Raw genomic sequence first — 14962 nt, forward strand, 5'->3', positions numbered from 1 at the left:
AAAGAAAAGACAGGAGCCGTGTACGAGGCCCGTACGCACGGTTCTGTGAGAGGGATGAGGCGAACCTGATCAGTTCGCCTCACCCTACTCGATTCGATCACTTCCTGATCGAAACAAACAAACAAAAGTTCCAGGCCATCAAATTCAGGGGCGGCATTGATTATGCAGATACCGACATCAGTACTCGCCCCTTAACGTCCACCCGAGGGAAGCGCCTGGAGGTTTTTCCCGTGAAAAAAGCACTGGTTGTCGATGACAAGGCGGAAAACCGCCGGCAAGTGGCGGAAGCGCTGATCAGATATGGATTCACTGATATCGTAGAGGCAGAAAACGGCCAGCAGGCGGTCGATCTTGCCCTGGTCCACAAGCCCTTGCTGATCGTTATGGATGTCGGCATGCCGATCATGGACGGACTGACAGCTGCTGAAATAATCAGCAAAAAAGCGCCAACGCCAATCGTTCTGCTGACGGGAAAAACAGATGCTCGCACCGTTGAACGGGCCCGCCTGGCCGGGGTGATGAATTATGTGGTGAAACCCTTCCGTGAAGAACAGTTTTATCCAGCAGTCGACCTGGCCATCCATCATTTTGTGTTTGAATCCTCCCTTCGTGAGGAAGTGGACAAGCTCAAGGAGACCCTTGAGGCCCGCAAGGTGATTGAGAAGGCCAAGGGTGTGTTGATGAAAGGCGGGCTTTCTGAAGAGGAGGCTTATCGCAAGATCCAGAAACTGGCCATGAACAAACGCAAAAGTCTGCGGGAAGTAGCCGAGGCCATCCTGCTAGCGGAAGAACTGGGCGGCTGATGTCGACGGCAGCTCTCAACCTGTGCAATCTGCCTCCTTGGGCGATTGCTTCCCGCCACTACAATCGGCATCCCCAGCCCCTGGAGATTCAGGGGGTCCGTCAGGCCAATCGGTTGCTGTTCGAGCGGCTCGACCAATCAGATGCTGCCGAAAAAAGAGCGGCCATTTTCAATGATTTCATGGATGTGACCTTTCAGCTCCACCAGTGGCAGGCCCAGACAACGGTCGGGGGGCGAAAGAGTCTGAAAAACAGCTATCTGCGTTTTCTCCGGGGGTGGATGTTCGACTCCAACGGACGTGAAGGAGCAGTCCTCAAGGGGTGGGTGGAAAGTCGCTTCGGGTTGCATCCCACCTATCATGCCACACCTATTCAGGACCACCATTCGGAAGGATATTTCCGCTATCAGATCGACCGGATGAAAGGGTCGGCACGGACCAGCGCCATCCTGCAGCAGCTCGACCTGCTCTATGAATTCGCCCAATACGAACTGAAACGCCGCTACCCCAATTTGACTCATTTTACCCTCTATCGCGGAATCTACAGCTTTGAGGAGCACGTCATACTCGAGGAGTACGACAAGCATCGATGTCTGATGCGGCTCAACAATCTCAACTCCTTTACCGGCGATTTCGAACGGGCCTGGGAATTCGGCAGTCGGGTTCTCAGAACGGATGTGCCTCTGGCCAAAGTCTTTTTTTTCAGCGGCCTGCTGCCGACGGTGCCGATGCAGGGGGAAGAGGAGTATATGGTGGTCGGTGGGGAATACGAAGTCGAGGTGCTCACCGGTGGCTGAAATTGAACCTCGTCTTAAAAAAGAGGAGATTCTGCAGCGGGCCAGGGCATCCTTTCTCGGTCTGGCTCTCGGTGATGCTCTGGGAGCGACGACCGAGTTTCTGCTGCCTGGGGAGATTCAATTCAAGTACAAGGTCCACAACAAAATCATCGGTGGCGGCTGGTTGAATCTGAAACCGGGCCAGATCACCGACGACACCCAGATGAGCTTGTGCATCGCCCGGTCCATCGCACAAACCGGCGGATGGGACGCCTCGGTGGTGATGGATCATTTTGCCGGCTGGCTGAAAAGCAAGCCGGTGGATGTGGGCGCCACTTGCCGGCGCAGCATCAGCCGCTACATCGTCAAGGGGGAAATCGGGCGGCCTTACAGCGACTGGGATGCCGGCAACGGCGCTGCCATGCGCATGGCTCCGGTGGCCCTGTTCACCCTTGGCGACGAGATATTGCTGGAAAAGCTGGCCGTCGAGCAGGCCAGGCTCACCCACAACAACGCCCTTTCTGACGCCGCCAGCGTGATCGTAGGGCGCCTGGCACAGCTGGCCATTCTAGGCGCAGACCGGCCAGCGTTGCATGCCGTGGTGCGGGAGCTGATCGCCGAATTTCCCAAATTTCAGTTTAATCGGTATCGGGGTGGCGCTTCAGCTTATGTGGTGGAAACCATGCAGACGGTTTTCCACTATTTTTTCGGCACAGCCCAATTCGATGAATGTCTTATCGGAGTGGTCAACCAGGGGGGCGATGCGGATACTACCGGCGCCATTGCCGGGATGATCGCCGGGGCCTTTTACGGGCTGGAGGCACTGCCGAAAAAATGGCTCAAGAAGCTCGATCCGGCCGTCAGGCAGGAGATCGAGGAGCTGGCGGAAAGCCTGGTGGAGATGTCGCCTCTGGGTGGGATGATGGACTGAATGGACGGCGTGGACTGAGTGGACAACAATTCACGAGCCACGAGCCACGATTTCTATTTGATCAGCCTTTTTCTCATTCCCCGCAGTGCCAGTAAATAGCAGATGGCGAAGAAGGCTGCCAGGTATGCCAGGCTCCAGAGCAAACCCTGCTCGAGCTGGCCCAGGGTGCATGCGCGAGCCAGTGCGGTCAGGTGGGTGAGGGGGAAGATCAGGGCCAGCCACCGGGCCCATTCCGGCAGATTCTGTAAAGGGAAAAAGGTGCCGCTGAACAGGAACATCGGGGTGATGAAGAGAAAGATCGGCAGATTGAAGGTTTCAATGTTGGGCACCAGACTGGTGAAGACCATGCCGGCGGCGGCGAAGGCCAGGCCGCCCAAAGCAGCCAGGGGCAACAGCAGCAGGCCGGCGGGGTAGGGAACCAGGCCGAAGGCGCTGATCACCAGCTGCATGAGTGTGGCGGCGATGACCGCTTTGGTGGCGGCCCAGGCGATTTCCCCGGTGATGACCTCTTCCAGGGTCAGGGGAGTAGCCAGCATTGCGTCAAAGGTTTTCTGATAATACATGCGCACGAAGGATGCATAGCTGGTTTCGAAAAAGGCGTTGTACATCATGGTGATGGCCAGCAGGGCCGGAGCGATGAAAGGCAGGTAGGCGATGTCCCTGCCCTGATAGCTGAAATCGCCTACCATGCGGCTCAGACCGAGCCCGAAGGCGGCCAGATAGAGCAGCGGCTCCAGCAGCGGCGGAAGAAAACTGATCCGCCAGGTCCTGCGATAGACCCCCAGGTTGCGCTGCCAGACCCGCAGCCAGCGCCGGCTGATGCCCGCTTGAAGATTCACGTTCCGCTCCCTTCCGGTATCAATCTTTTCCGCACCCCGTGACGCTCCCAGATTAGCATGCTGTTCGAGGACTGCCAAGATGCTGCGCCAGGCTTCTCCAGGTTTGCATTCACCTGCAGGTGAGCCCGATTTGGTGAAGTTGACCAGAAAGGAAAGCTCTGGCCGGAAATTGACGGCAATGTTTTTCCCGGGCCCCGTTTCCTGCTAGAATGGGTTCATTCCAGTGAAGAATAAAAAAATGGCAGGACATTGTTTCGAAAAGTGATTACCGGAAGCATGCATCGATTATTGAAAAGTATTTTCAAGCCAGGGTTTGGCAGACCAATTTCAATGTTTATTCGATTCGGCATGGTCCTTTGCCTGTCGGTGATGATCGCAGCCTGTGCGACTCTGCCAAAGGATTATCTCCGTACGGATTCGACCGCCTTTTCAAATTACCTGGCAACCGATCTGGGACAATTCTTCGCGGAAGCGGAAGGGGAGCATCCGGGCAAGTCGGGGTTTGCCCTTATCCGCAGCGGAAAACATGCCTTTACCAGCCGTATCGCCATGACCGAACTGGCGCAGAAAAGTCTGGATCTGCAGTACTACATCTGGGAACCGGATGCCACCGGCCGGATACTGATGGAACGGCTTCTGCGAGCCGCGGACAGGGGGGTCAGGGTCCGGATTCTGTTGGATGACATGAACCAGTCCGGCCGGGACGCAGGGATTGCCGCCCTCGATGCCCATCCCGGCATAGAGATCCGCCTTTTCAATCCCTTCGCCAATCGCAACGCGCGTATTTTGGACTTTCTTTCGGATCTTCGCCGAATCAATCACCGGATGCACAACAAGGCCATCATCGCGGACAATGCCGTAGCCATTGTGGGCGGCCGCAACATCGGCAACCATTATTTCGACGTTGATACGGAGGCCAATTTCAGGGATCTCGATCTGGCGGCGGCCGGACCGGTGGTGCGGGATGTTTCGGCTGTTTTCGACTACTTCTGGAATGCGAACTGGTCAATGCCGATTACCGCCCTGGTGGATCATACCCCGTCGCCGGCCGATCTGCAGGATGTCGCGGAAAGACTGCGCCGGAAGATCGCCGATGATGTTTATCCCTACCCCCTGGATCAGAATGTCGCACGTTTGAAGTCGGAACTCAGAGCCATCAGGGAAAGATTTGTCTGGGCGCCCGGGCGAATCGTCTGGAACAATCCGGACGAGGTTGCAAACGGGGCGCAGGGCGGCATCGTCAGGGATATCGCCGCAAAGTTCCAACAGGCACAGGAGGAGGTGCTGATCGAATCGGCCTATTTGGTGGTGTTGGACCGGGGGGTCGAACTTGCCCAGGAGATGATAGAGAGAGGGCTCCGGATTCGGGTGCTGACCAACTCGCTGGCGTCCAACGATGTGATCGCCGCCCACGCCGGATACGCGAAACGGCGGGTAAAGCTATTGAAGGCAGGGGTGGAAATTTATGAGTTGCGCCCGGACGCGGGGGAGATCGAGCAGAGTCTGCTCCCCGGCCGTTCCAAGGCGGCCCTGCACACCAAGGCCATGGTTATCGATCGGCAAGCCCTGTACATCGGCAGTTTCAACCTCGATCCCCGCTCCCTGAGTTTGAATACCGAGGCGGCGATCTACGTCGATAGCCCCGAACTCGCCCGGCAGACCATTGCTTATCTGGATGAAGGGATACGCCCGGTGAACAGCTATCGGGTGAGTCTCGACGAGGACGGAAGTCCCGTCTGGACAACGGATAACGATGGAATGCCGGTTCTTTATGACAAGGAACCGGAGACGACCTTCTGGCAGCGCTTCACGGCCGGGTTCATCGAGATGCTGCCGGTGGAGGAGCAGCTCTGAGAGTGGGTTTGACGAACAGGACTAAACAGTCGCGGTTCGCCTGCGGACGGCGCTGCCTATCATAACAGTCTCGATTCCGGTGACCAGAAGGTGGATGCCGACCAGGGTGCCCACCAGCCAGATCCCCGAGATCGGAAACCTGAGCCATACCATAATCGCGAGGATCACCGAGACGAGCCCCCCGAACAAGATCCAGCCCCAGCCGCTCTGGGGCTTGACATGGAAGGCGACCACACTTTCGGCCAGGCCGCTGACGAAGAGCATCAGTGAGATGGCCAGTGTGAGGGTCGCGAGGCCGAGACCGGGGTTCGTGAAGATATAGAATCCGGTGGAGGCCACGAGGAGCCCCCACACGAAGGCGAGCGTTCCCGCCCCGAAGGAGTCTGCGGCGAAAGCGGCGAAAAGCCTGGCGATGCCGGAGATGATCAAACTCACCCCGAGCACCATGGTGACGACCAGGCCGCCCGCCAGGGGAGAGCCAACCGCCACCACCCCCAGCAGGATCTGCAAAATTCCCAGGGCAACCAGCCAACCGGCATTACGGTGGGCCTTTTCCATCCAGTTTTCCATATTCATTGTCAAGCTCCTTTGCCTGGATGTGCGAAAGGTAACTCATTAATTTTTCGAATTTTTTCTGACTTTACAGTTTTGTTTACCAGTGGAAACGGTCGTGTCAAGAGGGGGAGGAAGAGAAAGGGACGGCACAAGGCCGCCGCTGGGTACCGGCCAACGGGAGGCACTCTTCAGATACCGCTGTCATTCCCGGAGTTCGCGTCCCGTCAGATGGAGAAAAACGTCTTCGAGGGTGGCGGGCCGGATGGTGCAGCGTCGCCCGGGAAATGCGTCCATCAGCAGAGAGAACAACCCTTCATCACTGCCGTCATTGCGGATGGGAATCACCAGTCGGCGGCCCAAATCTTCGAAGGGCTGCCGCCGCTGTTCGAGCAATTGGCGAATTTCGTCATCGGGAGGGGCGATCTCGATGATGTCCCGGCCGACATGCCTGCGAATGAGTTCGCCGGGAGGGCCCTCCACCAGAATCCGGCCGTGATCCATAATGACCAGCCGGTCGCAGAGACGGCTTGCTTCTTCCATGTAATGGGTGGTGAGCAGCAGGGTCAACCCGCCGAATTTCAGCTCCTCCAGGCACTGCCAGACCTGATGTCTGGACTGGGGGTCGAGGCCGGTGGTGGGTTCGTCGAGGATCAGCAGGTCGGGTTCATTGATCAGGGCCCGGGCCAGCATCAGTCGCCGCTTCATGCCTCCGGAAAGTTCCCGGACGTTGGCCGTGGCCTTGTGACCCAGGGCGAAAAATTGCAGCAGCCGTTCGGCGTTCTTCTGAGCCAGGGGGCGAGGGAGATTGAAATAACGGGCGAAAGTCAGGAGGTTTTCGCGCACGTCCAGGTCCGGATCGAGGTTGTCTTCCTGTTGGCAGACTCCGACCCGCTGCTGCAGGGTTCTCCGGTTTTCTCTCAGCTCCAGACCGAAAACGCGAAGCGTGCCGTCGCTGGCTGGACTGTATCCGTACAGCATGCGGACGGTGCTGGTTTTGCCGGCGCCGTTGGGTCCCAGCAGGCCGAAGCATTCCCCCTTGGAGACTGCAAAGGAAATCCCGTCCACGGCGGTAAAGGCGCTGAAATTTTTGCGCAGGTTCTGCGCCTCGATGACCGTTTCGCTCACGTGTTGTCTCCATCAGCCAGTATTCGTCTGGTAGCCAGATTACCATCCCTGCAGTCTCTTGCCAAGATACGGGACCGGCAACAGATACCGGCCGGAGCTGCCTCAAGGTCCCTGCAAAATCAGAATGAACAGGGATATCCAGGATATTCAGGATGAAAGGCAACAACACAGATGAGAGATTGTATCCGACATCCCGCCCATCCCTCTAGGGTCGAAATTTTGTTTTGTTTCCGGAAAGAAGCATGGCAATATTCCACATTCGTGTCCCGCTTCGGTAGATTCGCTTCGAAAGCGGGACTGAAATACACCTGCAGGAGACAGAAATGGAAGACATTGCCAGACTTATCGCCGGGTTCCGGCGTTTTCAGGAGAACTATTTTCGTGGGGACACCGAACTCTACGATCAGCTCAAGGAAGGCCAGCAGCCGAGCACCCTGGTGATCGGCTGCAGCGATTCCCGGGTCGATCCGGCCATTCTCATGGATTCGGCGCCCGGGGACCTGTTCGTCGTGCGCAATGTGGCCAACCTGGTGCCTCCCTATGAACCGGACGCCGGTTATCACGGGGTCAGCGCCGCCCTTGAATATGCCGTGCGCAACCTGCGGGTGACCCATATCATCGTTCTGGGACATTCCCAATGCGGTGGTATCGACAGCCTGATGAAAGGTCCCAAGGACGGCCCGGGAGAATTTATCGGCAGTTGGGTGGGAATCGCCGCTCCGGCTAGGGACGAGGTGCTCGAGAGGTTGTCCGGAAAATCCGCAGAGCAGCGTCAGCGGGCCTGCGAACAGGCTGCCATTCTGTTGTCGCTCGACAATCTGCTGACCTTTCCCTGGGTGCAGCAGCGGGCTGAGCAGGGAGATCTTTTCCTGCACGGCTGGTATTTCGATATGGCAAGGGGCGAATTGCTCAGCTATGATGCAGGCAGCGGTGCCTTCCGCTCCCTGGTCCAGCGGCCCAAGGCCTGAATCATCTCCCTCCCTTTTCATTTGCAGGGGGAACGGTGCGCAAACCTGACCATCTGTTTCGTTACCTGGAACCCACCTTTTTCGCCGGCCTGCTCGACGATCCGGTGCTGCTGATCCGGATCAGACCCTTGGGGCGGAATCTTCTTTTCGATTGCGGGCAGATCCATCACTTGGCCAAACGGGTGCTGAAGCAGATTGATGCCATTTTCATCAGCCATGCCCACATGGATCATTTCATGGGGATCGACACCTTTATCCGCCATGTGCTGGTCTCGCCCCGAACCTTTGATCTGTTCGGGCCTCCCGGCCTTGCGGACAAGCTGCAGTACAAACTGGGCGGGTACGACTGGAATCTTGCCGAGCACTTCTGGTGCAGTCTCCGTGTTCATGAAGTCTGGGAGGACCGGATTGTCCTCTGGGTGTTTTCCGGCCCTGAGGGGTTTGCCCGGAATCTCGAAGGGGAGCTTGAGCGTGGCGATGCGGTTATCTATCAGAACGATTATCTGCGGGTCGAGGCCCGCCTGGCAGATCACAAGATCCCCGTGTTAATGTTCCGCTGCCGTGAGCGACCCTCCTTCTCCATCGACGAATCCGCTCTGGAAGCGGCCGGTCTGGTTTGCGGACCCTGGCTGGCGGAATTGAAAAGGCGTTTTTACCGAAGGTTTGCCGAAAAGTCTCCTCTGCGCGTACCCTGCCGGGACGGAGACGGCAAGGTCGAAAAGCTGGTCGATGCGGCCGAACTGTATCGCCGGATTCGCAGGGTACGCCCCTCCGCCAGTCTCGGCTATATCACCGATGTCGGCTTCACCGGAAGCAACCTCGCCCGCATGGAAAGTTTTCTGCAGAAAACATCGCTGCTGATTGCCGAATGCGCCTTTCTGCGCGAGGATCTGGACAAGGCCCGCAACTCCTTTCATCTGTGCACCGAGGATTTCAATCTGCTTCTCGACCGCCTGCGCCCCTCCTGTTTCCTGCCGATGCACCTTTCCAAGACCTACAATGGCCGTACTGATCAGCTTTACCGGGAACTGTCCCCGCCCCAAGGCACGACCCTCCTGAAATTGCCGGAGCATCTCCTGTCGCGGCCCCTGTTCCCATCCGAGGTACGGTGCCCGGAACCTTATTTTAGAGTCGACTCCTAAGGAAAATCCCTGACGCCAGGGCGCAAAGGCACCAGGACGTCAGGGAAAGCCTTGCGGGCCAGGCGATATGGCGCATTGGCGTGAAAGATTAACAGACCAATTTGCCTCGCTGAGGTTTGAGGTCCAAAAAAAAAACCGCCCGCGCTGGAAACGGCGGGCGGCCTCTCTTCTTTCATTTCTGGGAATGAGATCAGTCCATGATCATTTCGGGGGCGATGCCGATACGGATAGCTCCCCAATGTTTTCCGGCGACTTTGATCGGCAGGGCGAACTCCGACAGGACTTCACCGGTATCGCGGAGATAGCTGTGGAGCAGCACCGGCTTGGTATTTCTGGCCGACTTGAGCCCGGCTTTGTCGTCAAACATCCGCTTGTCGCGGCTGTTGGTCCGGTCAGTTTCGTAATCGCCGGTCAACGGGCGGGAGTAGATGCTGTTGTGGGTGGGCGCATAGCCGTTGGCGTCGACGCAGAGTACGAAGCTGCAACCCTTGGTTTCATTCAGCAGACCGTCGAGCAGGGGCTGGATCCTGGTGGCCAGGGTTTCATCGTAGGCGGTCCTGTATTTTTGAGGATTCGTTCCGGGGATCGGCTGGTAGTTCTGGTCGAAAACATTGACCCCTCGGCTGTTCATTTCCTCGATCATGTCGCGAACCTTGCGGCGCAGATCCATGCCGTTGGTGACGACCACCTCGCCATAGCCTCGGCCGGTCTTGAACCGGGAGTTGTTGCCGAGCAGGGTCTCGGTGATTTCATACAGGTCCTCGGAGAGGTTTTTGGCTTCCTCCATCAACTGGGCCACCTCCTGGCTGACTTCGTTGATGGTGGTGACCTTGCCGTGGATTTCATCGTTGGCTGCCGAAAGTTCTTCCACCGAAGCGGTGATCCCCTGCAACTGGTCGTCATTTCTTTCGAATTCGACGATCATGTCCTTGAAATTGTCACAGGACTTGGCCACCGCGGTCTTGGTCACCTGGGCATACTTGGCCACCTCCTTCGACTCGCCGATGGAGGTTTCGATGTGGCCGAGCATCGCGTTGATCTTTTCGGCGATGTTTTCGCTGGCGATGTTCACCTCTTCGGCCAGCTTCTTGACTTCGTCGGCCACGATGGCAAACCCTTTGCCCGCCTGACCCGCCCGGGCCGCTTCGATGGCGGCATTCAGTGACAGCAGCGAGGTCTGGGTGGCGATCGACTTGATCAGGGTGACGATCTTCTTGATTTCCTGGGATTCGGCATCCATCTGGTTGATGGTGCGGGTGTACCCCTCAATCTTGTCGGCCATGCTGTTCATGTGGCCGTTGACGTCCATCAGTTCCTTGAAGGAGGACTTGGCCTTGTCCAGATTGCTGCTGGTGGAGGCGCAGATCTTCTGAGTGTTGTTGGAGATTTCGCCGTGGGCGGCGGTCGCCTCCTTGCTGCTGGCAAAAATATCGTTGGAGATTTCGCTCTGCTCGCGGGCGTGGCTGGCCGACACATCAACCTGCTTGATCAGACGCACGGAATTCGATGCGATCTTGACACCCATGCTTCTGACCGCGACGAAAATCTCCCGGAGGTTTTCGACGGCCTTGTCGAAGGCGCAGGAAATGCGCCCGATTTCATCCTCACGATTCTGCCCGAGAATGACATCGAAGTTGCCGTTGCCCAGTTTTTCCATGGCTTCTACGGCTTTTTTGAGAGGCACCGATATCTGGCGGGAAACCATCAGAGTCACGGCAACAGCACCTGCGATCAGAATGAACAGTACGGTCAGGGTGCCGAAAAGAATCCGGTTAAGGGTTTTTTGAAGGTCGTCGATATAATGGCCTGCACCGACGACCCAGTTCCACCGGTCCATTTTTTTGACATAACTGATTTTGTCGACCGGTTTTTCACTGCCCGGTTTCGGGAAGGCATAGTCGACGAACCCCTGACCTTCTTTGCGGCACAGGTCGACCATTTCGAGAAACATCGCCTTGTCGTGGGAGTCCTTCGTCTGGGAAAGATCCTGGCCGACAAGGTTTTCCTGGGTCGGGTGCATGATCATGCGCGGCTGCATGTCGTTGATCCAGAAATAGTTGTCTTCCCCGAAGCGAAGGGCTTTAACCGCTTCCTTGGCTCTTTCCTGGGCCTCTTCCTCGGAAAGAAGGCCTTGGGCGGCCTGCTGGGCGTAGTGATCCAGTACGCCCCAGGCCGACTCTACCAGATGTCGCAGTTCCTGACGCCGCCCATCCATGACATTCGTTTTGGCGGAAAAATACATCCAGGACATGACAAGGGTGAAGATCACCAGCATGCTTCCGCTCAGGAGGAAAATCTTGTAGCTGATTTTAAGGTTTTTCACTGCGCACTCCTTTTTGATTACACGGGCAGAGAATGACAAAGAGTAACAAACCTGAAAGCTGACGCCGACCATAAGTCCTGGAGTATCGGCTGGCTATTTGGGTCCGGGGTTTGTGCCCGATATATATTTGGTTGCGTGACTTTTAATCATCATGTCAGCAAAAGGCGTGCCCAATGATCTCCATGAGTAAAGAAGCAGCCTCGTTTTCCGCTGCTGTGCCTGATGCAGTCACCCGGCCGCCCAATTACCTTTGCGGGCATCCCTCCGGGAATGGCCTTGCAAGAGGCTCGACCGGTGGCAGAGAGAATAAGTCAGACGTTTCCGAAGTGTGGCATGCCCCGCCGTCATCGCCTCATTTGTGTAGCATGTCTCACTTTTTCCCCTGTCCGGGCCTTTTAGAAAAGACATTTTTTTGTGCCTGGAAAAAAATTCATGGCCGAAAATCTGACTTGCAACGGAAATTTGACAGGACGGTAACGGCCGGAAGGGGATCCTCGCCAACCTTCATCCACCATTGACAAAGAATGGGGGAACAGGGTATTAACAACCAAAAAGCCTGACCCAAGCAGGCTGGGCTGGGCAGGGAAAGCCGGATAGTCCGTCCAGCTCAAGGAGAGCTCGTTTGTCCGCTCTTATTTCTGAAGATGAAATAATCAAGGCCTGCCGAACCATTTTCGGACCGGATATTACCCTTTCCCGGGAGTTCCTTGCCTATCTCCAGCCCAGCGGGGTCAAGTCGGCTTACAGACAGAAAGTCAAGGAGACCCACCCCGATTCCTTCGGCGGCCGCGACATTGGGCAGCAGCAGGAGCAGACAAAACTTTTCCAGGACCTTCTGGCCGCATACGAAACCGTTTCCGGCTTCTTCAAACAACGGGAAAGCGGACTTTGGGTAGCGTCCACCGACCAGGTTCGTGAATCACGCGCACCCCGGCCGGCAGAAAACCCAGGCCACAGCTCGCCCCGGAATGACCCGCCCAAAGGATCCTATTCCAGTTCCTTTTCCTCCGAGAGCTTGCCTTCGCGTCAACTGGAAATCGGGCTTTTCCTTTATTATCAAGGGATTATTACTTACCGGCAGTTGATCGACGCCCTTATCTGGCAGCGGCGTCAAAGACCCAACCTCGGCGATATCGCCCAACGCTGGGGATGGCTGACGGAAAAGGATGTAAAGGCCATACTCTGCCACAGGGGGATCATGGGGCGCTTCGGCCAGAAAGCTCTTCGTCTGAAGTATCTGACCGACCGCCAGCTCAACACTCTCCTGTTCTTTCAGCGCTCCCGGCAGAAAAAGCTTGGACAGTATTTTGTCGAAAAGGAGATTCTTCTGGCTGAAGAGATTGAGCGACTCGTTCAGGAGCAGAAAAACCACAACAGCAGAGCAGCCCTTGAACGTTTTCGCCGCGGCTTCCCCAGATAGGGACAGGCCTTTCCGATGTCAGGACAAATATTGGAACGACTTATGCAAACCATCCGCCCGTGGAACGAAATATGTGGCGGAGGAGAGCTATGAGCACGATAGAAGATAGGTCGAAGGTATTGACTCTGGGGATCGTCGGCGGAGGGCGCGGCGGTCTCGAGATGCTCAAGGTGTTTGCCGGAAGTGAAATGGTCAAGGTGGTTTATCTGGTCGATCGTGATACCCAGGCCATCGGCATGGTCGAAGCCAAGGCGCGCGGCGTCTCCACTCAGACTGATTTGGTGGCCGCCGTCAAGGGACACCGAACCGATTTCATCATCGAGGCCACCGGATCGGAAAAGGTTTATGAATTGATCAAGGAAAACCTGCAGCCTGGCACCGAACTGGTCAGCAGCAAAGCTTCCCTGATGTTCTACAACGTCTTGGCCGAAAACCGCCGCAAAACCAATCAGGCGGTTTTCTCCGAGATGACCACCATCGGTGAAGAAATCTCCCGGAGTACCAAAACGGTGAAGAAAGCCCTGTCCGGGATCACCCAGGTGGCGGTCAACCTGGAGATGCTGGCGATCAATGCCGCCATCGAGGCCGCCCGGGCCGGAGAAAAAGGGCGCAGCTTTTCGGTGGTGGCGGATGCGGTGAAGGGGACCGCCAGCGAAGCCAAGGTGCTTGTCGAGGGGATCGAATCGGTGAACAACAACAATATTCAGATGTCGCGGAACCTTGAGGATTTGCTGGAAAAGCTGCATTGATTCCAATCGGTATATCGTTGGTGCTTTCGGCAAGGAGGGGCGGGAAGCGCCATTGCAATGCAGAACGGGCCCGAGCGGGCAGGAGAAAGCTCCTGCCCGTTTTTTTTATGTTCCGGCACTCAGTCTGCCGCTTTTTTTTGCATAAAAAATCAGCGAAGGAACCCTTCAGATCTGCTTCTTTTTAAGAAAAAATATAATAAAAACAGTGATTTGTAGGTTTTTTCAGATTTTGGCACGTGACCTGCAATCCTAAGAGGGCAAATGCGGGACACGACGAAGTGGCCCCGACATTCAGGCAATGAAGCCCACCGGGACAGATGCTCCCGCTGGGTTTTTTGTTTTTTCCGACGATATGAAAGCGGCAAAGCCACGGTGGCTTGCCAAGGGGTAAAGGCGCCCCATCCGGACGGTCCGGGTGGGGTTTTTTTATTCGACCAAGATTTAAACAGGCGACAGGCCGGAGCCGAGTTTAACCCAGAAGCCCGGGTTCAGGAACCGGAAGGCCTGCCAAAATTCAAACGCTGCAAAAAAAGGAGTTTCATCATGGCCAAGAAAATCAGACAACTCGCTATCTACGGCAAAGGCGGCATCGGCAAATCGACCACCACCCAGAATACCGTCGCTGGTCTGGCGTCCCTGGGCAAGAAGGTGATGATCGTCGGTTGCGACCCCAAAGCCGACTCCACCCGTCTGATGCTGCATGCCAAGGCGCAGGAAACGGTTATGGACAAGGTCAGGGAACTCGGCACGGTTGAGGACCTGGAACTTGAGGACGTGCTCAAGACCGGTTTCGGCGGCGTCCGCTGCGTCGAGTCCGGCGGTCCCGAACCCGGTGTCGGCTGTGCCGGCCGCGGCGTCATCACCGCCATCAACTTCCTCGAGGAGGAGGGCGCCTATACCGATGATCTCGATTTCGTCTTCTACGACGTTCTCGGCGACGTCGTCTGCGGCGGGTTCGCCATGCCGATCCGGGAGAACAAGGCCCAGGAGATCTACATCGTCGTCTCCGGCGAAATGATGGCCATGTATGCCGCCAACAACATTTGCAAAGGGATCGTCAAGTACGCCTCTTCGGGCAGCGTACGGCTCGGCGGCCTGATCTGCAACTCCCGTAACACGGACCGCGAAGCCGATCTGATCGAGGCCCTGGCCAAGAAGCTCGGAACCCAGATGATCCATTTCGTGCCCCGCGACAACCAGGTGCAGAGGGCGGAACTGCGACGCATGACCGTCATCGAATACTCGCCCGATCATCCCCAGGCCAACGAATACCGCGAACTGGCCCGCAAGATCGATGAAAACAAAATGCTGGTTGTTCCCACTCCCCTGACCATGGACGAGCTGGAAGACCTGCTGCTGGAATTCGGCATCATCGAGGAAGACGACGAAAGCGTAATCGGCAAGGCCGAATCGGCTTGATCAAAAGCATCATCGGGACGGGCGGCCCGACGCGGGCCGCCATCCCCTTACAGCCATTGAC

13 protein-coding genes are annotated in these 14962 nt (G+C 56.7%); 9 read left to right on the plus strand and 4 right to left on the minus strand.

Translation table 11 applies throughout. The annotated features are described in order from the left end of the window. The first annotated feature begins 230 nt into the window (after window positions 1-230). From R2940_11365 to draG, 3 genes are read left to right on the plus strand one after another with little or no spacing between them, the layout of a single operon-like run. Window positions 231-803: a response regulator gene (locus R2940_11365; protein MEZ4600374.1), complete on the plus strand. Its 573-nt coding sequence runs from the start codon at window positions 231-233 to the stop codon at window positions 801-803. Further along, on the plus strand, window positions 803-1597 hold the full coding sequence (locus R2940_11370) for an NAD(+)--dinitrogen-reductase ADP-D-ribosyltransferase (GenBank protein MEZ4600375.1): 795 nt from the start codon (window positions 803-805) through the stop codon (window positions 1595-1597). The genes R2940_11365 and R2940_11370 overlap by 1 nt, the downstream gene beginning before the upstream one ends. Then, window positions 1590-2507 carry an ADP-ribosyl-[dinitrogen reductase] hydrolase gene (draG, locus tag R2940_11375; GenBank protein ID MEZ4600376.1) on the plus strand — a complete coding sequence of 306 codons (918 nt, stop codon included), beginning with the start codon at window positions 1590-1592 and terminating at the stop codon, window positions 2505-2507. The genes R2940_11370 and draG overlap by 8 nt, the downstream gene beginning before the upstream one ends. Window positions 2508-2560: 53 nt before the next feature. On the opposite strand, the gene R2940_11380 is transcribed toward draG, so the two are convergent. Beyond that, a complete protein-coding gene (locus R2940_11380; protein ID MEZ4600377.1) occupies window positions 2561-3346 on the minus strand; it encodes an ABC transporter permease in 786 nt (261 codons plus the stop codon). Window positions 3347-3676: 330 nt separating this feature from the next. On the opposite strand from R2940_11380, the gene R2940_11385 reads away from it, so the two are divergent. Next, a complete protein-coding gene (locus R2940_11385) occupies window positions 3677-5200 on the plus strand; it encodes a phospholipase D family protein (GenBank protein ID MEZ4600378.1) in 1524 nt (507 codons plus the stop codon). 21 nt (window positions 5201-5221) lie between these two features. Here the strand turns inward: R2940_11385 and R2940_11390 are convergent, their stop codons facing one another. After that, window positions 5222-5776, minus strand: coding sequence for an HdeD family acid-resistance protein (locus tag R2940_11390; GenBank protein ID MEZ4600379.1), 555 nt, complete (start codon window positions 5774-5776; stop codon window positions 5222-5224). 180 nt (window positions 5777-5956) lie between these two features. Then, a complete protein-coding gene (locus R2940_11395) occupies window positions 5957-6880 on the minus strand; it encodes an ATP-binding cassette domain-containing protein (GenBank protein ID MEZ4600380.1) in 924 nt (307 codons plus the stop codon). A 323-nt stretch (window positions 6881-7203) separates the two neighbouring features. Between R2940_11395 and R2940_11400 the strand changes: the two genes are divergently transcribed. Further along, entirely contained in the window at window positions 7204-7848 is a 645-nt protein-coding gene (locus R2940_11400; GenBank protein ID MEZ4600381.1) for a carbonic anhydrase, read from the plus strand. A 35-nt stretch (window positions 7849-7883) separates the two neighbouring features. Then, entirely contained in the window at window positions 7884-8990 is a 1107-nt protein-coding gene (locus R2940_11405; protein MEZ4600382.1) for an MBL fold metallo-hydrolase, read from the plus strand. Between the two features lie 190 nt (window positions 8991-9180). Here the strand turns inward: R2940_11405 and R2940_11410 are convergent, their stop codons facing one another. Further along, a complete protein-coding gene (locus R2940_11410) occupies window positions 9181-11313 on the minus strand; it encodes a methyl-accepting chemotaxis protein (GenBank protein ID MEZ4600383.1) in 2133 nt (710 codons plus the stop codon). 622 nt (window positions 11314-11935) lie between these two features. Here R2940_11410 and R2940_11415 point away from each other — a divergent pair. From R2940_11415 to nifH, 3 genes are all read left to right on the plus strand, one after another. Further along, on the plus strand, window positions 11936-12733 hold the full coding sequence (locus tag R2940_11415; protein MEZ4600384.1) for a J domain-containing protein: 798 nt from the start codon (window positions 11936-11938) through the stop codon (window positions 12731-12733). An 89-nt stretch (window positions 12734-12822) separates the two neighbouring features. Then, window positions 12823-13482, plus strand: a complete 660-nt coding sequence (locus tag R2940_11420; GenBank protein ID MEZ4600385.1) for a methyl-accepting chemotaxis protein — start codon at window positions 12823-12825, stop codon at window positions 13480-13482. Between the two features lie 543 nt (window positions 13483-14025). Beyond that, entirely contained in the window at window positions 14026-14901 is an 876-nt protein-coding gene (gene nifH, locus R2940_11425; GenBank protein ID MEZ4600386.1) for a nitrogenase iron protein, read from the plus strand. Window positions 14902-14962: the final 61 nt, after the last annotated feature.

This window comes from Syntrophotaleaceae bacterium, assembly GCA_041390365.1.
GTDB lineage: Bacteria > Desulfobacterota > Desulfuromonadia > Desulfuromonadales > Syntrophotaleaceae > JAWKQB01.